Annotated in this window: 23 protein-coding genes; 4 read left to right on the top strand and 19 right to left on the bottom strand. The window is 61.2% G+C overall.

Annotation, left to right across the window (positions count from 1 at the left end; translation table 11 throughout):
• The first annotated feature begins 77 nt into the window (after window positions 1–77).
• Window positions 78–908: a pyruvate, water dikinase regulatory protein gene (locus tag GOQ25_RS16605; protein ID WP_160351590.1), complete on the top strand. Its 831-nt coding sequence runs from the start codon at window positions 78–80 to the stop codon at window positions 906–908.
• 76 nt (window positions 909–984) lie between these two features.
• Here GOQ25_RS16605 and GOQ25_RS16600 read toward each other — a convergent pair whose 3' ends face one another.
• From GOQ25_RS16600 to rpsB, 16 genes are all read right to left on the bottom strand, one after another.
• Window positions 985–1,773 (bottom strand): RNA methyltransferase, encoded by a 789-nt coding sequence (locus GOQ25_RS16600; RefSeq protein ID WP_160351589.1) that lies wholly within the window; start codon window positions 1,771–1,773, stop codon window positions 985–987.
• Between the two features lie 122 nt (window positions 1,774–1,895).
• Complete coding sequence (gene rnhB / locus GOQ25_RS16595) at window positions 1,896–2,513, bottom strand: ribonuclease HII (protein ID WP_160351588.1); 618 nt, start codon at window positions 2,511–2,513, stop codon at window positions 1,896–1,898.
• Entirely contained in the window at window positions 2,500–3,687 is a 1,188-nt protein-coding gene (gene lpxB, locus GOQ25_RS16590) for a lipid-A-disaccharide synthase (RefSeq protein WP_160351587.1), read from the bottom strand. Before lpxB ends, rnhB begins: the two co-directional genes overlap by 14 nt.
• The gene (gene lpxA / locus GOQ25_RS16585) at window positions 3,684–4,478 is read right to left on the bottom strand and encodes an acyl-ACP--UDP-N-acetylglucosamine O-acyltransferase (RefSeq protein ID WP_160351586.1); all 795 of its coding nucleotides are present in this window, start codon (window positions 4,476–4,478) and stop codon (window positions 3,684–3,686) included. Before lpxA ends, lpxB begins: the two co-directional genes overlap by 4 nt.
• Window positions 4,479–4,934 carry a 3-hydroxyacyl-ACP dehydratase FabZ gene (gene fabZ / locus GOQ25_RS16580; protein WP_160351585.1) on the bottom strand — a complete coding sequence of 152 codons (456 nt, stop codon included), beginning with the start codon at window positions 4,932–4,934 and terminating at the stop codon, window positions 4,479–4,481. It lies immediately after the preceding gene.
• Window positions 4,935–4,993: 59 nt separating this feature from the next.
• The gene (lpxD, locus tag GOQ25_RS16575) at window positions 4,994–6,148 is read right to left on the bottom strand and encodes a UDP-3-O-(3-hydroxymyristoyl)glucosamine N-acyltransferase (protein ID WP_160351584.1); all 1,155 of its coding nucleotides are present in this window, start codon (window positions 6,146–6,148) and stop codon (window positions 4,994–4,996) included.
• An 11-nt stretch (window positions 6,149–6,159) separates the two neighbouring features.
• A complete protein-coding gene (locus GOQ25_RS16570; protein WP_160351583.1) occupies window positions 6,160–6,720 on the bottom strand; it encodes an OmpH family outer membrane protein in 561 nt (186 codons plus the stop codon).
• 120 nt (window positions 6,721–6,840) lie between these two features.
• Window positions 6,841–9,171 (bottom strand): outer membrane protein assembly factor BamA, encoded by a 2,331-nt coding sequence (bamA, locus tag GOQ25_RS16565; protein WP_160351582.1) that lies wholly within the window; start codon window positions 9,169–9,171, stop codon window positions 6,841–6,843.
• Window positions 9,172–9,225: 54 nt separating this feature from the next.
• On the bottom strand, window positions 9,226–10,557 hold the full coding sequence (rseP, locus tag GOQ25_RS16560) for an RIP metalloprotease RseP (RefSeq protein WP_160351581.1): 1,332 nt from the start codon (window positions 10,555–10,557) through the stop codon (window positions 9,226–9,228).
• Between the two features lie 23 nt (window positions 10,558–10,580).
• The gene (locus tag GOQ25_RS16555) at window positions 10,581–11,780 is read right to left on the bottom strand and encodes a 1-deoxy-D-xylulose-5-phosphate reductoisomerase (protein WP_160351580.1); all 1,200 of its coding nucleotides are present in this window, start codon (window positions 11,778–11,780) and stop codon (window positions 10,581–10,583) included.
• Window positions 11,777–12,628: a phosphatidate cytidylyltransferase gene (locus GOQ25_RS16550; RefSeq protein WP_160351579.1), complete on the bottom strand. Its 852-nt coding sequence runs from the start codon at window positions 12,626–12,628 to the stop codon at window positions 11,777–11,779. The genes GOQ25_RS16555 and GOQ25_RS16550 overlap by 4 nt, the downstream gene beginning before the upstream one ends.
• A 19-nt stretch (window positions 12,629–12,647) precedes the next feature.
• On the bottom strand, window positions 12,648–13,412 hold the full coding sequence (gene uppS / locus GOQ25_RS16545; RefSeq protein ID WP_160351578.1) for a polyprenyl diphosphate synthase: 765 nt from the start codon (window positions 13,410–13,412) through the stop codon (window positions 12,648–12,650).
• 123 nt (window positions 13,413–13,535) lie between these two features.
• Window positions 13,536–14,096: a ribosome recycling factor gene (frr, locus tag GOQ25_RS16540; protein ID WP_160351577.1), complete on the bottom strand. Its 561-nt coding sequence runs from the start codon at window positions 14,094–14,096 to the stop codon at window positions 13,536–13,538.
• 14 nt (window positions 14,097–14,110) lie between these two features.
• Entirely contained in the window at window positions 14,111–14,827 is a 717-nt protein-coding gene (gene pyrH, locus GOQ25_RS16535; protein ID WP_160351576.1) for a UMP kinase, read from the bottom strand.
• 95 nt (window positions 14,828–14,922) lie between these two features.
• Entirely contained in the window at window positions 14,923–15,801 is an 879-nt protein-coding gene (gene tsf / locus GOQ25_RS16530; RefSeq protein WP_160351575.1) for a translation elongation factor Ts, read from the bottom strand.
• A gap of 160 nt (window positions 15,802–15,961) precedes the next feature.
• Complete coding sequence (gene rpsB / locus GOQ25_RS16525) at window positions 15,962–16,711, bottom strand: 30S ribosomal protein S2 (protein WP_160351574.1); 750 nt, start codon at window positions 16,709–16,711, stop codon at window positions 15,962–15,964.
• 372 nt (window positions 16,712–17,083) lie between these two features.
• On the opposite strand from rpsB, the gene map reads away from it, so the two are divergent.
• Both map and GOQ25_RS16515 read left to right on the top strand, forming a co-directional pair.
• Window positions 17,084–17,908 (top strand): type I methionyl aminopeptidase, encoded by an 825-nt coding sequence (gene map / locus GOQ25_RS16520; RefSeq protein WP_160351573.1) that lies wholly within the window; start codon window positions 17,084–17,086, stop codon window positions 17,906–17,908.
• 31 nt (window positions 17,909–17,939) lie between these two features.
• The gene (locus tag GOQ25_RS16515) at window positions 17,940–20,549 is read left to right on the top strand and encodes a [protein-PII] uridylyltransferase (RefSeq protein WP_160351572.1); all 2,610 of its coding nucleotides are present in this window, start codon (window positions 17,940–17,942) and stop codon (window positions 20,547–20,549) included.
• Between the two features lie 10 nt (window positions 20,550–20,559).
• Here the strand turns inward: GOQ25_RS16515 and GOQ25_RS16510 are convergent, their stop codons facing one another.
• The 3 genes from GOQ25_RS16510 to GOQ25_RS16500 all read right to left on the bottom strand — a co-directional run bounded on the left by GOQ25_RS16510 (window position 20,560) and on the right by GOQ25_RS16500 (window position 23,254).
• Window positions 20,560–21,984 (bottom strand): dihydrolipoyl dehydrogenase, encoded by a 1,425-nt coding sequence (locus GOQ25_RS16510; protein WP_160351571.1) that lies wholly within the window; start codon window positions 21,982–21,984, stop codon window positions 20,560–20,562.
• A 145-nt stretch (window positions 21,985–22,129) separates the two neighbouring features.
• Window positions 22,130–22,861 (bottom strand): glutathione peroxidase, encoded by a 732-nt coding sequence (locus tag GOQ25_RS16505; protein ID WP_160351570.1) that lies wholly within the window; start codon window positions 22,859–22,861, stop codon window positions 22,130–22,132.
• 195 nt (window positions 22,862–23,056) lie between these two features.
• Window positions 23,057–23,254, bottom strand: a complete 198-nt coding sequence (locus GOQ25_RS16500; protein ID WP_160351569.1) for a heavy-metal-associated domain-containing protein — start codon at window positions 23,252–23,254, stop codon at window positions 23,057–23,059.
• Window positions 23,255–23,431: 177 nt separating this feature from the next.
• On the opposite strand from GOQ25_RS16500, the gene GOQ25_RS16495 reads away from it, so the two are divergent.
• On the top strand, window positions 23,432–25,828 hold the full coding sequence (locus tag GOQ25_RS16495; RefSeq protein WP_160351568.1) for a heavy metal translocating P-type ATPase: 2,397 nt from the start codon (window positions 23,432–23,434) through the stop codon (window positions 25,826–25,828).
• Window positions 25,829–25,831 lie beyond the last annotated feature (3 nt).

Below are 25,831 nucleotides of genomic sequence, written 5' to 3'. Positions count from 1 at the left end.
TTTGGGGTGACTGATTGGGGGCAAATTGTACTCGGTCGGATACTCCTACCCTCCCCCTTGGTTGGAAAATTTTACATATGGCTTCCTCCCCTATCGAACGCACTGTCTACATCGTCTCCGACAGTACGGGTATCACCGCCGAAACGTTCAGCAATTCGGTCCTGTCCCAGTTTGACCAGGTCCGGTTCAAGGCGATCCGGCTACCGTTTATCGACACGTTGGAGAAAGCCGAGGAAGTCGCCGCGCGCATCAACCGCAACGCGCGCGAGACCGGCTTTCCGCCCATTGTCTTCAGCACATTGGTTGACCCGGCTAGTATGGACGTCGTGCGCCGCGCGAACGGCGTTTTTTTGGATCTTTTTGCGACATTCGTGGGGCACATCGAGCAGGCCTTGGGGATTAAATCCAGCCACTCCATTGGCCGATCGCACATGGCGGCGAACTCGGAGGAATATCGGCGCCGGATCGACGCGATCAACTTCAGCCTGGCACACGACGACGGGCAGTTCATCAATCAGCTGGATCAGGCGGATGTGATTCTCGTGGGCGTGTCACGTTGCGGGAAGACCCCGACCAGCCTGTATCTGGCGATGCAGTACGCCATTAAAGCCGCGAACTTTCCGCTCACGCCGGATGATTTCGAACGGGGAACGCTGCCCTCGACCGTTGTGCCGCATCGCTCCAAGCTGTTTGGCTTGTCGATTCAGCCCGAGCGTCTGGCTGAGGTGCGCAACGAACGTCGGCCGAACAGCCGTTATGCGAATCTGGAACAGTGCCGCTACGAAGTCGCCGAGGCGGAGCGCATGATGCGGCGGGAAGGGATCTCCTGGTTATCGACGACCACGAAGTCGATCGAGGAAATCGCGACGACGGTGCTGCAGGAAGTGGGCTTGGACCGGTCGAACTGATCGGAATTCGCCAGGGCCGGGATATAGGCGCCGCCGTCAGGCAGCGGCTCTGGCCCTTGCGTAGCGACAAGCGCGGCTAGCGAAGCCCGTTTTGACGGCGCTGCTCGAACAGACACAGTGCGGTCGCGATGCCGACGTTCAGAGACTCGACCTTGGGCGAGTGGTCGATACGCACGCGCAATTTTGCACGCGCCTGCAATTCGGCGCTCACACCCTGCCCTTCATGGCCAAACACCCAGGCGCAGGCGGGAGGCAAGGCAGTCGAATAAAGGTCCTCGGCCTGATCGAGCGTCGTGACGGCCAGAGGTACGTCCAGGCGCTCAACGCTGGCGAGCAGATCCACATGTTCGTGAACCTTCAGCGCGAAATGCGCGCCCTGGCCCCCACGCAAGACCTTGGGCGACCATGCAGCGGCGCATCCCGTAGAAAGCAACACGCGGCCCACGCCTGCCGCCGCGCACACTCGCAGAATCGTGCCGACATTGCCCGGATCCTGGACACGATCCAGCCAAACCGTGGATTCATCGAGTTGCTCTGGCAGCGTGGGCACAGGCGGATCGACAACAAAAATCACGCCCTGGCCGGTTTCGACCGTTTCCAGATGTTTGAGCAGCGTCGCAGGCACGATGAGAATGTCCCGCGCAGCCATGGTGTCGCTCACGCCTCGCAGTAGTTCCACGAGTTCCGGCCGATCAAGGCGTTCTTCCGCGAAGACTGCCAATGCGGGCGCCCCGGCAAGCGACCGCCACGACTGGCACAAATGCACGCCTTCGAGAATGGCGCGCTCTCCGCGTCGTCCGGCATGCTGCGCCAGCCGCTGCAACTGTTTGAACTGAGGGTTGTCGCGGGAGGCGATGTGTTTCATGACGAGAAGTTTGGGCGATAGACACTAAGGAGGCACCAAGGGCGCCCCGCAAATCTGCGAAAGGCGGATATTAGGCGACTTCAGACGATGAGGCCGCGATTCCACCTGGCAGTGATCGATTCCTAGACGGCCGCCGCGAGCAACTGGCGCACGGGCGCGAAACTGCGACGGTGCTCCAGACACGGGCCGTGCTCGCGCAGGCGAGTCAAATGCAAAGCCGTGCCGTACCCCTTGTGCTGATCGAAACCATACTGCGGAAACTGCTCATGCAGGCGTACTAAATCAGCGTCGCGCGCCGTCTTGGCGAGAATCGAGGCCGCCGATATCGCGGGCACTAAGGCGTCGCCCTTGATCACCGTTTGTACGGTGCAACGCAGAGAAGGCGCTTGATTGCCATCCACCATTGCTACCTGCGGAAAATGCGCCAACCCCTCGACCGCGCGCTGCATGGCCAACATGGTGGCACGCAGGATGTTGAGCGTGTCGATTTCCTCGACCGTGGCGCTGGCCACGCACCAGCTCAGCGCACGTTCACGGATCTCGAAGGCCAGCTCTTCCCGGCGACCTGCGGTCAGCACTTTCGAGTCTGCCAGACCCAAAACGGGCCGTGACGGGTCCAAAATCACTGCCGCCGCGTAGACCGCACCGGCCAACGGGCCGCGGCCGGCTTCGTCCACGCCGGCCATCGTGATGCCCGTGAAATCCGGGGTAATGTCGCTGAAAAGGCTATGCTGATCCATGAGCCACGTCGAGTATGGCGCGGGCAGCCAATGTGGCCGTATCGCGCGTTAAATCATGATGCATCTGGGTAAAGCGCGACTGCACGCGCGTCGCATGCGCCTCGTCGGTCAGGGCTTCCCAGGTTGCAGCCGCCAGTTTGTCCGGCGTGGCGTCATCCTGCAAGAGCTCCGGCACGGCAAAGTCGCGCAACAGGACGTTTGGTAGCCCCACCCAGGGCAGATACGGGCGCTGCTGACCCGATTTCCAGGCCATGATACGCCGCATCCAAGGCGACAGATAGTAGGAAATCACCATCGGCCGCTTAAACAGCGCCGCTTCCAGGGTGGCCGTTCCGCTCGCCACCAACACCGCGTCACTGGCTTCCAAGGCGGTCCACGCAACCGGCATCCGGTCTGCCGCAGGCACATCGTCGGCCGTAATACACCGCAGTCCTGGCACGGGATACTGCGCCAAGATGGCCTCGAACTCTTGCCGACGTTGCGCGTTGACCATGGGCACCACGCATACCAGCGCCGGATCACGCTGGCGGAGCTGCTGAGCCGCCTGTAGAAAACGCGGCGCCAGGATTCGGATCTCCGAGGACCGGCTGCCCGGCAAAATCGCCAGCACCCGGGCGTTGTCATCCAAGCCAAGGCGGCGACGTGCCGCTGCGCGGTCCGGCTCCATGGGGATGGCATCGGCTAGCGGATGGCCCACGTACGTGACGGGAATCCGCTCCTTGCGGTATAGCTCTTCCTCGAAGGGAAACAGCACGAGCATATGCGAGACCGCTTCGCGAATCTTATGGATGCGTTCGTAACGCCAAGCCCAGATAGAGGGCCCCACGAAGTGCACCGTGGGAATACCGGCTTGCCGCAGCTGTAATTCGAGCTTCAGATTGAAGTCGGGCGCGTCCACGCCCACGAAGACCGACGGTGGCGTCGCCAGCCAGCGGCGTTTCACATCGCCATACGTGCGCAGCAAGCTCGGCAGACGCTTTAACGCGTCTACATAGCCGAACACCGTCAGCGCGTGCATAGGATGCCAGGCTTCGAAACCAGCCGAGTCCATGGCTGGCCCGCCAATCCCCTGACAACGCAGATCGGCCTGCGCGGCGCGCAAGCCATTGATGACACGGCTGGCCAGCAGGTCGCCCGAGGGCTCGCCCGCGACCATGCCGACAGTGATGGTCATGGACGGATGATGCCCCGGGTAGAGGCGTCGAAAAAGTCGATCAGAACCTGCAGCGCTTCGGCGGCATCCGGATGCGATTGCTGGCGGGCACGCAGCTCGGCGCGCGCCTCATCCAACGAGAAGCCACGGCGAAACACGATCTTGTACGCCTCGCGCAGGCTGCTGATCACCGAGGCGCTGAAGCCCCGGCGCTTGAGGCCTTCGACATTGATGCCGACCGGACGGCAGGGGTTGCCCGCGCCCAACACATAGGGTGGCATATCCTGCATGAGCGAGCTGTTGCCGCCCGTCATGCTGTGGGCGCCGATCTTGCTGAACTGGTGCACACCGGTGAGTCCACCGACAATCGCCCAGTCGCCGACGTGAACATGCCCGCCCAACTGCACCGAATTCGCCAAAATGGTGTTGTTACCCACGTGACAATCATGCGCCACGTGGACGTAGGCCATGATCCAGTTGTCGTTGCCGATCGTGGTCAGACCGCCGTCTTGGACCGTGCCAGTATTGAAGGTCGTGAATTCACGGATCGTGTTGCGATCACCGATCACCAGACGCGTCGGTTCACCCGCGTACTTCTTGTCCTGCGGCATCCCGCCGACAGAGCAATAACGGTAAATCCGGTTCTCGCGCCCGATGGTTGTCACACCATCGATCACGCAATGCGGCCCGATCTCCGTCCCGGCATCGATGGTGACATCTGGGCCGATAACCGAATACGGCCCGACGCGCACGCTGCTGTCGAGCTTGGCGGCCGGGTCGACCAAGGCTGTGGGATGGATATTTCCAGACATTTAAGCTTCCAAGCTACGGATTGCGCACATCAGCTTGGCTTCGGCCACGACTTGGCCGTCCACTAAGGCGCGCCCGGAATATTTACAGATCGCGCGGCTAAGCCGCTCGGCTTGCACTTCCAGCCGGAGCTGGTCACCCGGCACCACGGGACGACGGAAACGGGCCTCGTCGATACCCACCAGGTAATACGCCGTCTTGGCGCTGTCGCACTTCAGGCCACCGTCCTCGTCCGTGAACGAAAACAGTGCAGCCGCCTGAGCCATGGCTTCGGTGATGAGCACGCCCGGCATGACCGGATGATGCGGGAAATGTCCCTCGAAGAACGGTTCATTGATCGACACGTTCTTGATGGCGACGATGGATTTGCCCGGCACGATCTCCAGAACGCGGTCGATGAGCAGCATCGGATAGCGATGCGGCAAACGCTCCATGATCGCCTTGATGTCGAGTTCCATTTCTAAGAATTCCTAGCGTATTTGATAGTTGCGCCGCCCTCGTCGAACGCGAGGGCGTGTCAGTCTTTCTCGAGTGCGCGCAGCCGGCGGCGCAGCTGCGACAGCTGTTGTATCACAGCGGCATTGCGCTGCCACTGGCCATGCTCCGCATACGGATACACGCCAGTGTAACGCCCCGGCTGGGTAATGCTCGACGTCACCGCCGTCCCACCGGAAACATGCACATCGTCCGCGAGCGTCAGATGACCCGACAGCATGGCGGCGCCCGCGATCGTGCAACGTGAGCCAATAACGGTGGACCCAGCAATCCCCACGCACGCGGCGATCGCGGTATGTGCCCCGATACGGACGTTGTGAGCGATCATGATCTGGTTGTCCAGCTTCACGCCATCGCCAATCACCGTGTCTTCCAGCGCGCCACGGTCGATCGTGGTGTTCGCGCCGATCTCGACATCATCGCCCACACGCACGCCGCCAAGTTGCGCGATTTTGCCCCAGGCGCCCTTGCCCAAGGTCGGATCGGGCGCAAAACCGAAGCCGTCAGCGCCCAGCACGGCGCCGCTATGGACGATGGCGCGTGCGCCAATGTGCACATTGTCGTAGAGCGTGACACGGGCGTGCAGCATGCAATCGGGACCGACAGTCGAGCCGGCGCCGATGACGCAGCCCGGGCCGAGCGTCGTGCCGCGCGAGATCCGTGCACCAGCCTCGACCACGCAGTGCGGACCGATGCGCACATCGTCCTCGATCACGGCGTCGGCAGCGACCACGGCCAGCGCATGCACGCTGGCGGGCAGTTCTGGGCGACGCGCGGCGTCGAACCATTGGGCCAGCCGAGCGTAAAGCAGGTACGGGTGCGCACACACCACGCGCAAAGCGGCGGGCATCTCGGCGTTGGCCGCCATGGCTTGCGCCACGTCGGGCGTGACAATCACGGCAGCCGCCCGCGTACCGGCAAGCTGTGCTTGATAACGCGGATTGCTCAGGAATGTGATTTCTTCCGGACCGGCAGACGCCAACGTGCCTATGCCTCGAATTTGGGGCATAGGCACGCCAGCCGAGGCTGCGCTTGTCGCGGCGGCCTCTGCAAGATCCAGACTTCGCACATCCCCGGCCTTACCGGACTCAATCCGCAGATCAAGCCCTTGGGTGTTCACCGACGCCAGCAGCGCATCCAGGGCCGGGGCGCGGGCGGTATCCAGCAGGACAGGCATGCGACCTCGGCTTAACGACCGAGGGCCTGGATCACCTTGTCGGTGATATCAATGCGAGGATTGACCGTCACGGCGTCTTGCACGATGAGGTCATAGTTTTCTTTCTCGGCGATGTTCTTGATGGCCTGGTTGGCCTTGGTCACGATCGCGGAGAATTCCTCGTTGCGGCGACGATTGAAGTCTTCCTGGAATTCACGGCGCTTGCGCTGCAGGTCCGTATCCAAACGGGCCAAATCGCGCTGACGGTTGACGCGGTCGGTCTCCGACAGGACAGGCGCGTCCTTGTCGAATTTTTCGACTTGCGTGCGCAGGCTGTTGCTCAGGCGTTGCAGCTCGTCGTCACGTTTCTTGAATTCTGTCTCGATCTTGCTCTGCGCAGTCTTGGCCGGGCCGGACTCACGCAGGATGCGCTCCGTGTTCACAAAACCGATCTTGGTGCCTTGCGCATGGGCCGGCAGCGTTACGGCGGAACCGAGGAACAGCGCACCCGCCAGGGCCAGCGACCCGCGCAGTTTGCCAACGCGTGTTGCACGCGCCGGGCTCGAGGTGTTGAGTGCGTAATCAGACGTCATGAAAATCTCACCTTCGAATGAGGTAAAGCAAAGCCGTTATTGTGCCACTAATCCAACAAGAGGCCGTGTTGCGGCCTCTTGCCGGTGTGTACAGGCGTAACCGAATGGTCTTTCGCGGAATTAGAACCCGGTACCAATCTGGAACTGGAATGCTTGCAGGTCGTCGCCCGATTTGGAGTTAAGCGGACGAGCATAGGAAAGCTGCAAGGGGCCCAGCGGCGACTGCCACGACAGGCCGATACCCGCCGAGAAGCGCCAGCCGCAAGGATCTTGCACACCATGCCCGGGTTCACCCGTCGTGCACTTCATCCCGTTGCCCGGACTGACTTGGCCCGCGTCGGTGAACAGGAACCACCGCAACGTACGATCCTTGGACGCACCCGGGAACGGCAGATACAACTGCGCATTCGCCACAATACGACGGGCGCCGCCCAGATAGTCGTTCGTCAGCGTATCGCGCGGACCCAATGATGCACCGTCATAGCCGCGCACCGTACCGATACCGCCGGCGTAAACGTTCTTGATCACCGGGTAGTCTTTGTTGCTATAGGACGCGCCGTAATCCACCATGCCATTCAAGGCCAGGGTGTAGGCACGGCCAAGCGGAACGTAGTACTGCTGCTGAGCCGTCAGCATGTAGTACTGCAGATCCCCGGCGGAAACGTCGGCCTTCAGGCGGGTGTAGGAACCCTTGGTCGGCGCCAGTGCGCTGTCACGCGTGTCTTTCGACCAGCCAGCATTCAGGATAAACGCATTCGTCGTATCGCCATATTGCTTGACGAAATCACGGTAGGCTTGCGGCGAATTGTTGTACAGGTCGATGCTGTTGCGCTCGTACGTACCACCCAGGAAGATCCGGTCGTATTCCGAGATCGGCACGCCGAAGTTCATCCCCAGACCCAGCGATTTCACGCGATAGTCGCCGTCGTTATTGTTAAACGGTTCAACCACGCGATAGTAGGCCGAAGTCGTACGGCTGATGCCATCCTTGGTGAAGTACGGATCGGTGTGCGACAACACCACGGCACGGTTGGTCTTGCTGGTGTTGAACTGCAAGGTCAGGTTCGTGCCGCTGCCGAAAACGTTGTCTTCGCTGATCCCGGCCGAGAAGATCGCTTTTTCCGTGGAGCCATAACCCACGCCCAGGTTGATCATCCCGGTGGGTTTTTCTTTCACGTCGACGTTGACGTCGACCTGGTCGGGCGAACCCGGCACCGGATCGGTCGAGACGTTGACCTCGTTGAAATAGCCCAGACGGTCAATACGATCCCGCGAGATCTTCAGATCGCCCGAGTCATACCAGGCGGCTTCTTGCTGACGCATTTCGCGGCGCACCACCTCGTCGCGGGTGCGAGTATTGCCGCCGATCTGAATGCGACGCACGTAAACGCGACGGCTCGGGTCGATATAGAACGTCAGATCGGCCTCGTGGTTGGCACGATCCAGCGTCGGGTTCGGGTTGACGTTCGCGAATGCGTAACCGAGTTCGCCCAGGTAGTCCGTAATGGCCTTGGCGGAATCGTTAACCTCGGCTGCGTTGAACGTCTCGCCCTCTTTGACCTGCACCAGCTTCTGGATTTCCGAATCCAGGCCGAGCAAGTTGCCCGCCAGCTTCACGTTGCGTACCTTGTAAGGCTCGCCTTCGTGGATGGTGACGGTGATGTAGATGTCTTTGCGATCCGGCGAAATCGTGACCTGCGGCGGCTCGACCGAGAATTCCAGGTAGCCTTGATCCAGGTAGAACGAACGCAGGCGTTCAATATCGCCCTCGAGCTTTTCGCGCGAATACTTGTCTGTGCCCGTATACCACGTCAACCACCCCGGCGTGGTCAGCTGAAACAGATCGAGCAGCTCGCTTTCGGAGAAAGCCTTGTTGCCCACGACGCTGATCTGACGGATCTTGGCGACATCGCCTTCGAACACGTCAAAGCTCACGCCCACGCGGTTGCGCGGCAACGGGGTAACGGTGGCGGTGACCTCGACGCCGTACTTGCCCTTGCCCAGATATTGCTCTTTCAGCTCGTACTCGGCGCGTTCCAGCATGGATTGATCGAAGATCCGCCCTTCGCCAAAACCCACCTGCAGCAGCGATTTCGTGATGGCGGCGGAGTCGAATTCGCGCATGCCGTTGAACGTGACGGACGCGATGGTCGGCCGTTCTTGCACGACGACGACGACTTCGTCGTTGCTCGTTTCGATCTTGACGTCGCTAAAGAAACCCGTGCCATAGAGCCGGCGCACGGCTTCCGTTGCCTCGGATTCGGTGAATCGCTCACCTACCTTGACCGGCAGATAGCCGAAAATCGTGCCGGCGTCCGTACGCTGAATGCCTTCGACACGGATATCCCGTACGACAAAAGGCTCGAAGGCATGTGCAATCGCCGGCAAGAGCAGCGCGGCAAGCAAGCCCGGCATCAAGCCTTTTTTGTGATGAAACATCCGAGAAAACATGTGCTTGGCTATCCTAGGTCGAGCAAATGGCGTGAGATTTTATTCGATCGTCTGTTACGTGAACAGGCGAGCGAAGTCGTTAAATAAAGCTAAGCCCATCAGACTGGCTAATATTCCGATACCCGCGCGTTGTCCCATATCGATCCAACGCTCAGGCGGCGGACTGCCGCGAACGATTTCGACGAAATAGTACAGCAGATGCCCTCCATCCAACATGGGAATAGGCAACAAGTTCAAAACACCGATACTGATACTAATGAGCGCGAGGTACGCGATATAAGCCGCAAAGCCCATTCTGGCGGTCTGACCGGCGTAGTCCGCGATGGTGACCGGCCCCGTGATATTGCGCCAGGAAACCTCGCCGATGACCATGCGCCCCAGCATGCGTAGCGACAACCAGGCCGTATCCCAGGTACGCACGACGCCGTCTGTCACGCTGCCAATCAGGCCATGACGCACGGTCACCATGGGAACGGTACCGCCCAATTGCACCCCGATACGGCCCACAACCTGGCCGTCGACGGTTTCGGCGCGAGGAATCACGGACAGCGAGACTTCGGCGCCATTGCGCAGCACAGTCAAGGACAATGGCGATCCCGCGTGCTCCCGGATGGTCTGTACGAGCTGCGCGGAATCAGGATCGATAAGCTCGCCCGCACGGATGATGCGGTCACCATCGATCAAGCCGGCCCGGGCGCCCTCGCCTCCCTCGATGACGGTGCGCACGACGGGCTTGGGCTGAGCCAGCCGCAGACCGACCTCGGCCAGCGGATCGCCACGTTGCGGGTCCATCTGATTGGGAGGCACTTGCAAGCCGCGTTCGACGGTCTTGCCATCGGCCGTGCGCACCTGAACGTTCACGCGCCCCCCGGTGGAGAGCACATCCGTCAGGCGCCAGCGCGCATCGGTCCACGACTTCACGGGACTATCATCGATTGCCAGAATCTGATCCCCGCCACGAAAACCCGCCAATTGCGCGGGGGTCTCGGCGGCTGGAGGCCCGATCAGCGCGACTGGCTCTTCGGTGCCCGCGAGGTTAAGGCCGGTATAAAGGGCGACAGCCAGAATCAGATTAAATAACGGGCCAGCCGCCACAATGGCGATACGACGGCCTACGGGCTGAGTATTAAATGGCCGTGCGGCCTCGGCGCGCGTGGCGCCCGCTGGCGGGTCATCCTGCATTTTGACGTAGCCGCCCAAGGGGATGGCCGACAACGCCCACTCTGTGCCATGTTTATCGGTGCGTTGCGCAAGTACTTTGCCAAACCCCACGGAAAAGCGCAGTACCCGCACGCCGCACAGCCGCGCGACCCAATAGTGGCCCAGCTCGTGAAACGTGATGAGGATGCCCAGGGCGACGGCAAAGGCGAGCAGAGTGAAAAGCATGGTCGGGTGAGCGGGTTCTTCTGTCAGGCCAGGCCGAGGTTACCGGTATAGGCCCGCGTTTCCGCATCCAGGGCCAGCACATCGGCGAGAGAGTCGAGCGTAACAGAAGACCGTTGCTGCTGCCATTCCAGCGCAGCGGCAATGACCCGGGGAATCCAGGTATAGCGCAGCCGGCCCGCGAGGAATGCCGCCACCGCCACTTCATTGGCCGCGTTCAGCGCAATACAAGCGCCCTGCCCGCTACGCAACGCGTCGAACGCCAGCGCCAGGCACGGAAACCGATTCAAATCCGGTTTATCGAATTCGAGACAGCCGGCTTTGGCCAGATCCAACGGACTCACGCCGCTGGCTAAGCGGTCGGGAAAACCCAGTCCATAGGCGATCGGCGTACGCATATCCGGTTGACCGAGCTGCGCCAATACCGACCCGTCGTCGTACTCCACCAAGGAATGCACGACGCTTTGCGGGTGTATCAGTACCTCGATCCGTTCGGCCGGCATGGCGAACAGCCAGTGCGCCTCGATGACCTCCAGCCCCTTGTTGAGCATGGTCGCGGAATCGACGGAGATCTTGCGGCCCATACTCCAGTTCGGATGCTTACAGGCCTGATCGGGGGTGACGTCGTGCAGATCCTGCGGATCGTGCCGGCGGAAAGGACCACCAGACGCGGTCAGCAACAACCTCCGCACGCCTCGAGCGGGCTCGGTCGGCGCGCCGGCGCGGTCGCCTCGGGGCATGCATTGAAAAATCGCGTTATGTTCGCTATCGATCGGCAACAATTCAGCGCCGTTGTCGCGCACAGCTTGCATGAAGAGCGCGCCGGCGGCCACCAGCGCCTCTTTATTGGCCAACAGCACCCGTTTTCCCGCCTGCGCGGCCGCTAGCGCGCCCGGCAAGCCAGCCGCGCCCACGATCGCCGCCATCACGGTATCGCACGCAGGATCGGCAGCGGTATCGGCCAAGGCTTGCGCGCCGACGCGAATCTCCGGCATAGCCCGGCCGGTCGGCCAGGCAGCGAGAAAACGCTGTCGCGCCGCGGTATCGGGAACGACCACCACGGCGGCGTTACTCGCGGCAGCCTGCTCGGCCAGCCGATCCATGCGGCTATGCGCCGACAGCGCATACACGCCCAGCCTGTCTGGATGACGGGCAATCACATCGAGGGTGCTTTCACCGATAGATCCCGTGGCTCCCAGGATCGCAACACGTTGAAAACGGCTCAAGACAACACTCCAGACAGCAAAAAGGCAAACGGCGCGACGGGCAGTATCGCGTCAATGCGGTCATACACACCACCGTGGCCGGGTAACAGATTGCTCGAATCTTTGCGTCCCGCACGGCGTTTCAACAGGGACTCGAACAGATCCCCGACAATAGAAATCGCGCCAAGCAAGGCGGCGGCAAGCAATCCCAGCGGCAGACCCAAGCGCGCGAACAGCGACTCGCCAAAGCTGCCGGCCCAAAAGCTCGATCCCCAAACCCAGACCACGGCGCCCAGCACGCCCGCCACCGCGCCGGCAATGGTTTTGCCTGGGCTGACCTTCGGTGCCAGTTTGCGCTTGCCGAAAGCCCGGCCGGCAAAGTAGGCGGCGATGTCCGCGATCCACACCAAAGCCAGCAACGACACGACGAACCACCAGCCACGCTGCATGAAACCCAACGCCAGAAGCGACCACGCGGTAAAGATCGCCGGTACGCTGAAAAGCGACCACATGGCGCTGGCCGGTGGCGCACTGGAACGACCCTGCACCACGGCTCCCGTCGCGCCGAACGCCCACACCAGCGCCACGATAGGCGTCAGGATTTGCACGACGATATCCCGCCATGAGGCGCCACCGTCTTGCAACCACATCCATGCAGACCCCAGCATCAGCACAAACGCGAGCACCGCCACGCCGACGCAAACTGCGCCCGAGGGCGGCTGACGCACGGTCAGACGCAACCATTCCCAGCAGGCGCAAGCCGCGCCCAACGCGAGCAAAGCGGTGAATGGCCACGGGTTATCCGAGGCCAGCGTCATCGCAAGCACGATGAGCAGCACCACGGCAGTAATAACGCGTTGAACGAGCATCAGAAAGTCTCCGTAAAGCTCAGCGTGCCGCCTCTTCGCGCAGTTGCGCGCTGGTGCGCCCGAAACGACGTTCGCGCGTGCGATACCACTCGAACGCGGCGTCGAGCTCTTCCATCCCGAAATCGGGCCAGTACAAGTCGGTGAAATACAGCTCGGTATATGCAAGCTGCCAGATCAGGAAATTGGAAATGCGTTGCTCGCCGCCCGTGCGGATGAACAAATCGGGCTCCGGCGCCCACGCCATGGACAAATGCGCGCTGAGATCCGCTTCGTCGATGCGTTGCGGGTCTTGTGCCAATTCGGGACGCTGCGCGAGCATGGCGCGCGTGGCCTGCAGCACATCCCAGCGGCCGCCATAATTGGCCGCCACGGTCAGATGCAGACGATCGTTATGCGCCGTGCGAGCCTGGGCATCGGCGATCAAGGCCTGGAGCCTGGGCTCGAAATGCGACAGATCGCCCACGACGCGCAGTCGCACGCCCTGCTCGTTGAGCTTATCCACCTCGCGTTCGAGCGCCTGCACAAAAAGCCGCATCAACAGGCTGACCTCTTCGGCGGGTCGGCGCCAATTTTCCGAGCTGAAGGCAAACAACGTGAGGTAACGCACCCCTCGCCGCCCGCAAGCCTCGACAACGCGACGCACGGCCTGCACGCCCTTGGCGTGCCCTGCTGTACGCGGCAAAAGCCTGCGCGTTGCCCAACGACCGTTGCCGTCCATGATGATGGCCACGTGCTGCGGCACTGCGTGGGTGGCGGGGATCGCCTGGGTCGAGCTAGTTACCATGTGGAAACGGGAACGGCCATAAAGGCTGGCTGAAAAACATTGCGCCGCCACACCGACACCGCGCCGGTGAGACAGCAACGGTACGGCGCAAGCGGCGCGCGAGCGAACAATACCTGACCGCGATTATACGGTCATGATCTCCGCTTCTTTGGTGGCCACGATCTTGTCGATTTCGGCCACGTGACGGTCGGTGAGCTTTTGCACTTCATCGGAAGCGCGACGCTCGTCGTCCTCGGAAATCTCCTTTTCCTTGACCAGCTTTTTCAACGCTTCGTTGGCTTCACGACGCAGGTTGCGCACGGCCACTTTGGCGTCCTCGCCTTCGCTCTTGACCACCTTGGTCAAGTCGCGGCGGCGCTCTTCGGTCAGCGCGGGCATGGGAACGCGGATGGTCTCGCCCATGGAGATGGGATTCAGGCCCAGATCCGATTCACGGATGGCCTTTTCGATGACGGAAAGCATGGGCTTTTCGTAGGGCTGAACGCTGATCGTACGCGCGTCGACCAGGTTGACGTTCGCCACCTGGCTCACGGGCACGGGCGAGCCGTAGTACTCGACCTGGACGTGGTCCAGAATACCCGTATGAGCACGACCGGTCCGGATCTTGGACAGGTTGGTTTTCAGCGTGTCCAGCGACTTGGCCATGCGAGTTTCGGCCGATTTGCGGATTTCTGCGACGCTCATGGAAATATCCTTTGTTAAACGTGTACCAACGTGCCTTCGTCTTCGCCCATGACCACACGCTTGAGTGCGCCGGACTTATTGATCGAAAACACTTTCAGAGGCATTTTTTGATCGCGGCAGAGCGCGAATGCCGTGGCATCCATCACCTCGAGACGACGCACGATGGCTTCGTCGAAGCTGATGCGGGTATAGCGCGTTGCCGTCGGATCTTTGTTGGGATCGGCACTGTAGATGCCATCCACCTTGGTGGCCTTCAGCACGATCTCCGCACCGATTTCAGCGCCACGCAGCGCGGCGGCCGTATCGGTGGTGAAAAATGGGTTACCCGTACCCGCCGCGAAAATCACGACCTTGCCCTCTTCGAGGTAACGCAAGGCTTTGGGGCGGATGTAAGGCTCGACCACCTGGTCGATATTCAAGGCGGATTGCACGCGGGCATCCACGCCTTTGTTCTTTAGCGCATCCTGCAGGGCCAGGGCATTCATGATGGTGGCCATCATGCCCATATAGTCGGCCGTCGCGCGGTCCATTCCTTGAGCACCCGGCGCCACGCCACGGAAAATGTTGCCGCCGCCAATGACGATGGCCAACTCGACGCCCAGCGCCGCCACTTCTGCAATTTCATCGGTCATGCGCACGATGGTCGCGCGATTGATGCCAAAGGCATCGTCGCCCATCAGCGCCTCGCCGGAAAGTTTGAGAAGAACCCGTTTGTATGATCTGCTGCTCATAGGTGATGTCCCCGAGGAACAATCCGACGAAAATGTAAGACGAGAATAGGGCCGGACTAGATATTAATCTAGCCGGCCCAGAGTACTACGATAACTTAAGCTTGACCCGCGGCGGCGGCGGCGACTTCAGCGGCGAAGTCGGTGGTCTTTTTCTCGATGCCTTCACCCACGACGAACAGGGCGAACTGGCTGATCGAGGCGCCTTTTTCCTTGAGCATTTGCTCAACGGATTGCTTGTCGTTCTTGACGAAGGGCTGAGACATCAGCGTGACTTCCTTCAGGAACTTCTGCACCGAACCTTCGACCATCTTGGCGACGATTTCGGCGGGCTTGCCCGATTCGGCGGCCTTTTGCTCGGCAACCGAGCGCTCGGCGGCGATGTCTTCGGCGGCAACGCCGTCAGCGTTCAGGGCCTTGGGCTTGGTCGCAGCGATGTGCATGGCCAGGTCCTTGCCGACTTCTTCGGCGCCGGCGAATTCAACCAGCACGCCGATCTTGCCGCTGTGCACGTAGCTGGCCAGCGAGTTGGGCGTTTCGATGCGCTGGAAGCGGCGCACGGACACGTTTTCACCGATCTTGCCAACCAGGGCGGTACGGGTCGTCTCGACCGTGCCTTCGCCCATCGGCAGCGCCGACAGGGCGGCCACATCGGCGGGCTTCTGGGTGGTGACGAGCTTGGCCAGGTCGTTGACGAAAGCAACGAAGTCGTCGTTCTTGGCGACGAAGTCGGTTTCGCAGTTGACTTCGATAACGGCGCCTTGCTTGGCGTCGTCCGAGATGTACAGACCGATCAGGCCTTCGGCGGTCACGCGCGAAGCGGCCTTGCTGGCCTTGTTACCCAACTTGACGCGCAGGATTTCCTCGGCGCGAGCCAGATCGCCTTCGGCTTCGGTCAGGGCCTTCTTGCACTCCATCATGGGCGCGTCGGTTTTCTCGCGCAGTTCCTTAACGAGGGCGGCGGTAATTTCAGCCATGATTGCTCCAATTTCGCTTAGATATGCCCCGATTGAGCGGGACACATGTTTTGATTCGACAAGACGCCCGCATTTAGCGGGCCAGAGACGGGAGCCCGTCTCGAACGGGTCGGCCGGGCCGCGTCGCCATGCGGCGACAGGGCCCGGGCCGGGTCAGGCATTAGGCCTGGTTGTCCTGCACTTCGACGAACTCTTCCGAACCTTCGGTGGCTTCTTCGACCAGACCGTTCAGGTTTTGCTCGCGGCCTTCCAGCACGGCGTCGGCGATGCCCTTGGCGTACAGCGCGATGGCCTTGGCCGAGTCGTCGTTACCGGGGATCACGTAGTCCACGCCGTCGGGCGAGTGGTTGGTATCAACCACGGCAACCACCGGGATACCCAGGGTGCGAGCTTCGGCGATGGCGATTTTGTGGTAACCCACGTCGATCACGAACAGCGCGTCGGGCAGACCGTTCATGTCCTTGATGCCGCCGATCGACTTGTTCAGCTTTTCCAGTTCGCGTTGGAACAGGAGGCCTTCTTTCTTGATCATGCGCTCAGCGCCGCCTTCGGCGACGACAGCTTCCATGTCCTTCAGACGCTTGACCGAGGTCTTGACCGTCTTGAAGTTGGTCAGCATGCCGCCCAACCAGCGGGCGTCAACGAAGGGCATGCCGCAACGGGCGGCTTCGGCTGCGACCAGTTCACGGGCAGCGCGCTTGGTGCCGACGAACAGGATGTTGCCGCCACGGGCAGCCAATTGCTTCACGAACTTGGTGGCTTCTTGGTACTTCGCCACGGTTTGTTCGAGGTTGATGATGTGAATCTTGTTACGGTGACCGAAGATGTACGGAGCCATCTTGGGATTCCAGTAACGGGTCTGGTGGCCAAAGTGGACGCCAGCTTCGAGCATTTCGCGCATGAGGGACATAACATTCTCCGAGGGTTGTTTCTTGCATTACGTCTGTACCGGCCCGTGCATGGCACGGCTAGCACCCTGGGTGACGTAACGCGCGATTTTTCGTGTGACCACCATGGCCACCGAAATGTCTGACCTTAGAACCGGACGATCGATCTCTTGCCGCGGGCCACCCACTACGGCAACCCAACTACAAAGAGCAAACCCAGACGATCGTACTAGCGAAAGGCCTACAATGCTTTATACATAGTAAGCCTGAGCCAAAGCCAATGTGACGCGGGTTTGTGATCCAAACCACCACCGACATTGCCCCGGTTTTTTAGGCAAGCCTATAATTCTACTATCTTTCCGTCTTCTTACTCAAGCCAAGAGAATCCTTCATTCATGGCCCTCGTTACCGACCCCGCCGACCTCGACAAGATGCGTGCTGCTTGTCAGGCCGCCGCGCAAATTCTTGATTTCATTACTCCTTATGTCAAACCCGGTGTGACAACCGGAGAGCTGGACCGGCTGTGTCTGGAATACATGACGGACGTTCTGCACGTAAAGTCCGCCACCATCGGCTACGCGCCGCCGGGATATCCGCCCTTCCCTGGCGCTATTTGCACGTCCGTCAATCATCAAATCTGCCACGGCATTCCCGGCGACAAGGTTCTGAAGAACGGCGATTCGCTCAATATCGACGTGACCATCATCAAGGATGGCTGGTTCGGCGACACGAGCCGCATGTATCACGTGGGTGAGCCGAGCATTCAGTCACGCCGGTTGGCCGAGGTGACTTTCGAATGCATGTGGAAAGGCATTCAGCAAGTGCGCAATGGCGCGACCCTGGGCGATATCGGGCATGCGATTCAAAAGCACGCTGAGGCCAACGGCTATTCAGTGGTGCGCGAATACTGCGGCCACGGTGTGGGCCGTCAGTTCCACCAAGACCCGCAAGTGTTGCATTACGGCAAGCCCGGTACGGGCGTGCGTCTGCAAACGGGCATGATTTTCACCATCGAGCCGATGATCAACGCCGGCCGCCGCGAAATCCGTCAGCTGGCCGATGGCTGGACGGTGGTGACGCGCGACCATAGCCTGTCCGCGCAATGGGAGCACGCCGTGCTCGTAACCGACACGGGATACGAAGTGCTGACGCTGTCGCCCGGTGTGCGCCAGCCGCCTGAGTTCGTCGCCGAACGCCTCGTGTTGCCGGCTGCTGCCTGAACCCCCTCGCCACACTGACGCCCAACGCGCCATGAACGCCACTTTGTCATCGCTCTCGGATCTGCGCGAGGAGCTCAAGCGCGCCCGCGGGGCCGCTATCGAGCAGTTTCGCCAACATCGGCGGCCCGATATTCTCCTCAACGATTTGCGCAGGCTGGTGGATCAGGCGCTGCGGGATTTGCTCAAGCTCTATCCCCTGCCGGCGGGCGCCACACTGGCGGCAGTGGGGGGTTATGGACGCGGCGAGCTGTATCCCCATTCGGATGTCGACCTGCTGATTTTGTTGCCGGCGGCGCCCTCCGACACGGAAGCAGAGGCGATTCAGGCCCTCGTGGCGGCGCTTTGGGATCTGGGCCTGGAGCCCGGCCATAGCGTGCGCACGCTGGATGACTGCATGCGCGAGGCCGAAGCCGATATCACCGTGCAGACCGCGCTGTTGGAATCGCGCTGGCTCGCAGGCAGCCGCTCGCTGATGAAGCAGTTTGAGACGACCATGCGCGAACAGATGGACGCGCCGGCATTTTTCCTCGCCAAGCGCGTGGAAATGCAGCAGCGCCATGCTCGCTATCACGAGACGCCATATGCACTGGAGCCGAACTGCAAGGAATCGCCGGGCGGCCTGCGCGATTTGCAGGTGATTCTGTGGATGGCGCGCGCGGCAGGGTTCGGCCGTACGTGGCGCGAGGTTGCGCAGGCCGGGTTATTGACACCCTCTGAAGCCCGCGATTTGCGTCGTGCGGAGCAGGCTTTCAAGCGGCTGCGTATTGAGCTGCATCTGCTGAGCCGACGTCGCGAGGATCGCGTGCTGTTCGATCTGCAACCGGCGCTGGCCGAGGTGTACGGCATTCAATCGACCGCCACGCGCCGCAGCAGCGAATTGTTGATGCAGCGGTATTACTGGGCAGCCCGTCTGGTGACGCAGCTCAATGCGATTCTGGTTCCGAGCATCGAGGAACGGTTGTTCCCCGGCCCGGAGACAGAAGCCACGGAAATCGACGAAGATTTCCGCAAGGTCCGCAATCGGCTGGACATCGTGCGCGACGATGGTTTCGAACGGAAGCCGCCTTTATTGCTACGCGCGTTCTTGACCATGCAGCAACATCCCGAGCTGACCGGGATGACGCCGCGCACGTTGCGCGCGATCTGGCATTCCCGCCATCGTATTGACGCGCAATTCCGGCGCAATCCGGTCAATCGCAAGCTGTTTCTGCAAATCCTGCAGCAGCCGCGCGGCATCGTTCATGAGCTGCGCCGGATGACGATGCTGAATATTCTGCCGCGCTATTTGCCGGCATTCCGGCGCATCGTGGGCCAGATGCAGCATGACTTGTTCCATGCTTACACGGTGGATCAGCATACGCTGGCGGTGGTGCGCAATCTGCGTCGTTTCACGATGCCGGAACACGCCCAGGAATATCCGTTGGCGAGTCAGCTGGTCGCGGAGCTGGACCGGCACTGGCTACTGTATGTCGCCGCGCTGTTTCACGATATCGCCAAGGGCCGCGGCGGTGATCATTCCGAGTTGGGCGCGCGCGAAGTACGCAAGTTCGCGCTCGATCATGGCCTGGACCGGGAGGACGCGGAGCTCGTTGAATTCCTGGTTCGCAACCATCTGCTCATGTCGGCGGTAGCGCAAAAGCGCGATCTGTCCGACCCGGCCGTCATTGCCGAATTTGCCCAGAAAGTGGGCGACGAGCGTCATTTGACCGCGCTGTATTTGCTGACCGTGGCCGATATACGCGGCACCAGCCCCAAGGTCTGGAATGCATGGAAAGGCAAGCTGCTGGAGGATCTGTATCATCTGACGCTGGCCGCTCTGGGCGGGTCGTTTGTTGATACGCATACCGTACTTGCCGAGCGCAAGGCTGAAGCCGCACGGTTGACCCGTCTGGCAGGCTTGCGTGACGATGCGCGCGAAGCGTTTTGGAAGCAGCTCGATGTGGCGTACTTCCTGCGCCACGATGCTTCCGACATCGCCTGGCATACGCGTCATCTTTACTATCAAGTCACGCCCGAGGAGCCCATCGTGCGTGCGCGCCCCACTGATCGCAACGAAGGTCTGCAGATCATGGTTTATACGCGTGATGTGATTGACCTCGTGGTGGCGATCTGCGCGTATTTCGATGCCAAATCTTTGGGCATTCAGGATGCGCGGATTCATACCACGCGTCATGGCTGGGCGCTTGACAGCTTTATCGTGCTGCCGCCGGAAGGCGCGTCCGATTTGCGTGCGCAGGCAACGCTGGTGGAACACGAGCTAACGCAGCGGCTCAAGCAACTGCAAGACGGCGTGCCGCTGGACGAGATCTATGCTGTCGCGCCGATGCGCCGCCAGTCTCGCCTGTCCAAGGCTTTCCCGGTATTGCCGCAAGCCGAATTGCAACCGGACGAACGCAGCCAGTCGTGGCGTCTGTCGGTGACGGCCACCGACCGTCCGGGGCTGTTGTATGCCCTCACTCGTGTGTTTGCGCGGCATAAAGTCGGGGTCTTAATGGCCAAGATCATGACGCTGGGCGACCGGGTCGAGGACGTGTTCATTGTCACCGGTTCGACGCTGGAGCATCCGCGTACGCAGATGCAATTCGAGCGCGCCGTATTGGACGCGCTCGCGGGCGAGACCGCGCAGAAACGCGCGGCTTGATCGATTAACGTCAGGCGGCCGTGCGCAGCGCGGCCTGACTGGCGTGGCGCTCGAGTTGCGCCGCGGCGTCGCGCAAGGCGGTGCGCAGGCCCTCTTCCACCACGGGGTGATAGAAAGGCATATCGAGCATTTGCGCGATGGTCAGGTCCTGCTGCACGGCCCAGGCAAGCAGATGGCCGATATGCTCGGCGGCCGGTCCGATCATCTCGGCGCCAAGGAACCGCCCTGTACCGATCTCGGCGTAAACGTGCAGCATGCCCTTATTCTTCAGCATGACACGCGAGCGCCCTTGATCGCCAAAGTCCACCTCGCCGGTCACGTAGCCGTTTTTCGGCAAGCGTGCGTACGAAGCGCCAACCAACGCGATTTGCGGATCGGAAAACACCACGCCTAACTGCGCGCGGCGCAGGCCGGGCTCGATTTGCGGAAACAGCGCGGCATTGCGGCCTGCGATGCGGCCTTCGTCGGCGGCCTCATGCAGCAACGGCACATCGGCGTTGGCGTCGCCCGCGATAAAGATCGACGACGCGCCCGACTGCATCGTATGGCGGTCGAATTCCGGCACGCCACGCGCATCACGAACCACGCTGGTGTTTTCCAAGCCCAGCTGATCGACATTCGGGCGGCGGCCTGTCGCGACCAGCGCATAGTCAAAGACTTCCGTGCGTTCGGTATTGTCGAGGGCAACGTAGCGGACTTCGACCTGATCTCCGACGCGGGTCGTGGACAAGACACGTGCGTCCGGGTCCAGATAGAACTCTTCCTGGAACGTGCGGCGCGCGCGTTGACGCACGGCGGGATCGCTCAAACCCCCCAGGCTGCCACTGACACCGAATACGCGGACCGTGACGCCCAGACGCGCCAAGGCCTGACCGAGCTCCAGTCCGATGACGCCGGGACCAAACACCGCGACGCTCTTGGGCAGATCCTCCCAGTTAAAGACATCGTCATTGACGACTAAACGGTCTCCCAACGCAAGGAACGGCGGCGGCACGGACGGACGCGAGCCGGTGGCGATCACGATGCTGGATGCCTGTATCTCGTAGGCGTCATCCACGCGCAATACGGTATCCGAGACGAACTTGGCGTAGCCGGGGATCTTGTCCTCTGCCGGGACATTCTCCACGCCTTCCAGTACGAAACCAACGAAGCGATCACGCTCGCGACGAACGCGGTCCATGACCTCTCGGCCGTTTACGCGGATGGTGCCCTCCACATGCACGCCAAACGGCGCGGTGTGCGCGGCGCTATGCGCGGCCTCGGCAGCGGCGATCAATAATTTCGAGGGCATGCAGCCCACGCGAGCGCAGGTGGTGCCAAAGGGCCCGCCCTCGATCATCAAGGCACGTTTTCCGGCGGCGCGTGCCGCACGATAAGCCGCCAGGCCGGCGGTGCCAGCGCCGATCACGGCGACGTCGGTATGCAAAGTCTTCATGGTGTTTCCTACTAGACCGGCGCCTACACTGCAGCATTCAGGCGCGCCGAAAAAGAAACGCCCGCGCAGCCGTCTTGACGACAAGCGCGAGCGTGAGGCTTACAGGGCTTGCCGGAGCCTGGCTCCGGCGTGGTGGAGTCAGGCCTTAGGCGCCGACATGCGCCTTCAGGTCTTCCAGGCCGCCAATCAACTGGCCGTTGATGAAGATCTGAGGAGCCGTCGATTTACCCGTCAACGCGCCGATGACTCGGCCGCGGACCTTGTTATCCAACGGAATCTCGACCGCGTCATAGCCCTTGTCAGCCAACAAGGCCTTGGCTTCGACGCAGAACGGGCATCCAGGCTTGGAAAACACGACGACCTGATCGGGCTTTTTGCACTTCGGTGCAAAGTAGGCGAGCATGGTGTCGGCGTCGGAGACTTCAAACGGGTCACCGTCTTTCTCAGGCTCGATAAACATCTTTTCGATCACGCCGTCTTTCACCAGCATCGAGTAGCGCCAGCTGCGCTTACCGAAGCCCAGATTGCGCTTATCGACCAGCATGCCCATGCCTTCGGTGAAGTCGCCGTTGCCATCGGGCAGCAGCGTGATGTTGGACGACTCCTGATCCTTCGCCCATTCGTTCATGACGAACGTGTCGTTGACCGACACGCAGACGATGCTGTCGACGCCTTCAGCGAAGAAAGCGGGCGCCAGTTCGTTATAGCGCGGCAGGTGCGTCGACGAGCAGGTCGGCGTGAAAGCGCCAGGCAGCGAGAAGACGACTACGGTCTTGTTCTTGAAGATGTCGTCGCTGGTCACTTGCTTCCATTCGTTGCCTTCGCGGACGGGGAAAGTGACGTTGGGGACTCGTTGGCCTTCGCGGTTTTGCAGCATTAAATTCTCTCCAGTTGGTGGGTAGGTCAGTTGCGACCATGAAGAGATATTAAACGACGGCTATCGATTTATCCAATTTAATTAGTTTACTTAATCAATAGCTAAACTCAATGATCCGCCGTGAACTTATTAGGCACCCATTATCGCCGATCGAGCATGCTGGCCGCCGGGCGGCTCAGCATGCGACGGTTTAATTCAGGCCGCGACCTCGTAGCCCGCATCGACAATCGCGCGACGCACCGTATCGGCATCATTGGCACCCTCTACAGTCACGCGGTGGCTGCTGAGGTCCGTCGTGACAGTGGCTTGGGGTGCAACGCCTTGCACGGCTTTGGTGATGGTGGCGACGCAGTGGCCGCAAGTCATATCCGGGACGGTGAATTCAATGGACATTGCATACCTCGCTAAGTAAGTTGGCGCCGACACGGGCGGCGAAAATATCAATTCAAGATAGAAGCAGCATAAACCTTCCCACGTTGGTAAGGTCAAGCCCTACAATGGCACTTGACCTTACCAACGTGGGAAGGTTCAAACTCGGGCAATCGAAGTGTATCCCCCGACGGAACCGCTATGAATCCATCACCGACTCAAACCGAGCTTGCCATTACCGGCATGAGTTGCGCCTCCTGCGTCAAGCGCGTGGAGAAGGCGCTGACTGGCGTAACCGGCGTGCAGCAGGCCATCGTCAATCTGGCCACTGAAAAAGCGCTGGTGGCCTACGACCCCGCCACGACGAAGACGGACGATTTGGTTGCCGCAGTCGCGCGCATGGGCTATGAGGCCGAGCCCATCGTCGCACACGACGACCATGAAGTGCGGCATGCGCAGGCACAAGAAGCCGAAGCTGCCGCGCTGCGCCGCTCGTTCATCATCGCGCTGGTGTTGACGCTACCAGTGTTTGTGCTCGAAATGGGATCCCACCTCTTCCCGGCCATGCACCATTGGGTGCAAGCGTCGGTCGGCCAACAGAACAGCTGGGTCATCCAGTTCGTGCTGACAACGGCGGTATTGGCGTGGCCGGGGCGGTTTTTCTTTACCAAAGGCTTATCGGCTTTGTGGCGTCGCGCGCCGGAGATGAATTCACTGGTCGCGCTGGGCGCTGGCGCGGCGTGGACGTATTCGACGGTCGCGACGTTTATGCCGGATTGGCTGCCGGGGAATGCGCGCCATGTGTATTACGAGGCAGCGGCGGTCATTGTCACCTTGATCCTGCTCGGCCGCATGCTGGAAGCGCGCGCCAAAGGCCGGACCGGCGCGGCGATTCAACGCTTGCTGACACTGCAATCGCGTACCGCGCGTGTGCGCCGTGATGGGCAGTTGCGCGATGTGCCGATCGAAGAGGTCCGTGTCGGTGACATGGTTGTGGTGCGCCCGGGGGAAAAGATCCCCATCGATGGCGAGATCATCGAAGGCAGTTCTTATGTCGATGAGTCCATGCTGACGGGCGAACCCGTGCCGGTTGAGAAAACAGTCGGCATGCATGCGACGGGCGGCACGATGAACACCTCTGGGAGTTTCACCCTACGGGTCACGCAAACCGGCGCTGACACCATGCTGGCGCGCATTATTGCCATGGTGCAAGCCGCGCAAGGCGCCCGTCTGCCCATACAGGCCGTGGTGGATCAAGTGACTGCGTGGTTTGTGCCAGCGGTAATGGCGGCCGCCTGCATAACGTTCGTTTTATGGATGTGGCTGGCGCCGGCGCCCGCACTGCCCGTGGCATTGGTGCACGCGGTGGCCGTGCTCATTATTGCTTGCCCGTGTGCGATGGGTCTGGCGACGCCGACCTCGATCATGGTCGGCACGGGACGCGCGGCGGATCTCGGCATTCTGTTCCGGCAAGGCGATGCCTTGCAGGGGCTGCGCGACGTGAATGTGGTGGCTTTCGATAAAACGGGCACTTTGACCCTGGGCAAGCCCACGCTGACCGACTTGGAAGTCGCCAAAGGGTATGACCGCGACGAGGTGATGACATGGATGGCGGCGGTACAGCAACGGTCCGAGCACCCTATCGCGCATGCGATCGTCGAGGCCGCGAATCAACGCGGTCTGGCACTGCCCGAGGCGCAAGACTTCACCGCGATCACCGGCGCGGGGGTACGCGCCGTCGTCAACGGTCGTCATGTCATTGCGGGCAACCGCCGCTTGCTTGAGGAACGAGGTGTATTGCTTGAGGAGGACGTTTCCGCGAGGCCTCTGCGCGACGCAGGCACTTCATTGCCTACAACTGACAAGTCTGCTGACCATCTGGGCGCAAAGTCGTTACACAGCATGCTGTCCTCGCATGTCACCGCATGGGCGGAGTCCGGTAAAACGCCGATCTATGTTGCTATCGATGGAAAGCTCGCCGCAGTCGCGGCAGTCAGCGATCCAATTAAACCCACTGCTGCTCAGGCGATACGCGATCTGCATACGCTGGGCATCCAAACCGCGATGATCACGGGCGACAACACTCGTACCGCGCATGGGGTCGCAAGCCAGCTCGGCATCCAGGACGTGCATGCCGAGATCCTGCCCGATGGCAAGGTCGCCGCCATCGAGGCATTGCGTGGCGATGGACGCCGCGTCGCATTCGTCGGCGACGGGATCAACGATGCGCCGGCACTGGCGGCTGCCGATGTCGGCATCGCCATCGGCACCGGCACGGACGTAGCCATCGAAGCCGCGTCCGTGGTGCTGATGTCGGGCGATTTGGACGCCGTGGCAAACGCCGTGGCGATCAGTCGCGCCACGCTGGCCAACATCCGGCAGAACTTGTTCTGGGCATTCGCTTATAACGTTGCGCTGATTCCGTTGGCCGCGGGTGCGCTATATCCGGTGTGGGGGATTTCGCTTTCGCCCATGTTCGCTGCCGCGGCAATGGCGATGTCCAGTGTGTTCGTGGTGGGCAATGCGCTGCGCTTGCGTAGATTTGGGCGATCAACGCGGGCTATGCCGCAACCGGCCGCCGATTTGGCGAAGGCGTAATCG

Origin of the sequence: Bordetella sp. 15P40C-2 (genome assembly GCF_009763235.1) — a bacterium.
Classification (GTDB): domain Bacteria; phylum Pseudomonadota; class Gammaproteobacteria; order Burkholderiales; family Burkholderiaceae_B; genus Bordetella_A.
Note: the sequence above shows the minus strand (reverse complement) of the source record. Positions and strands in the feature narration are given on the sequence as shown.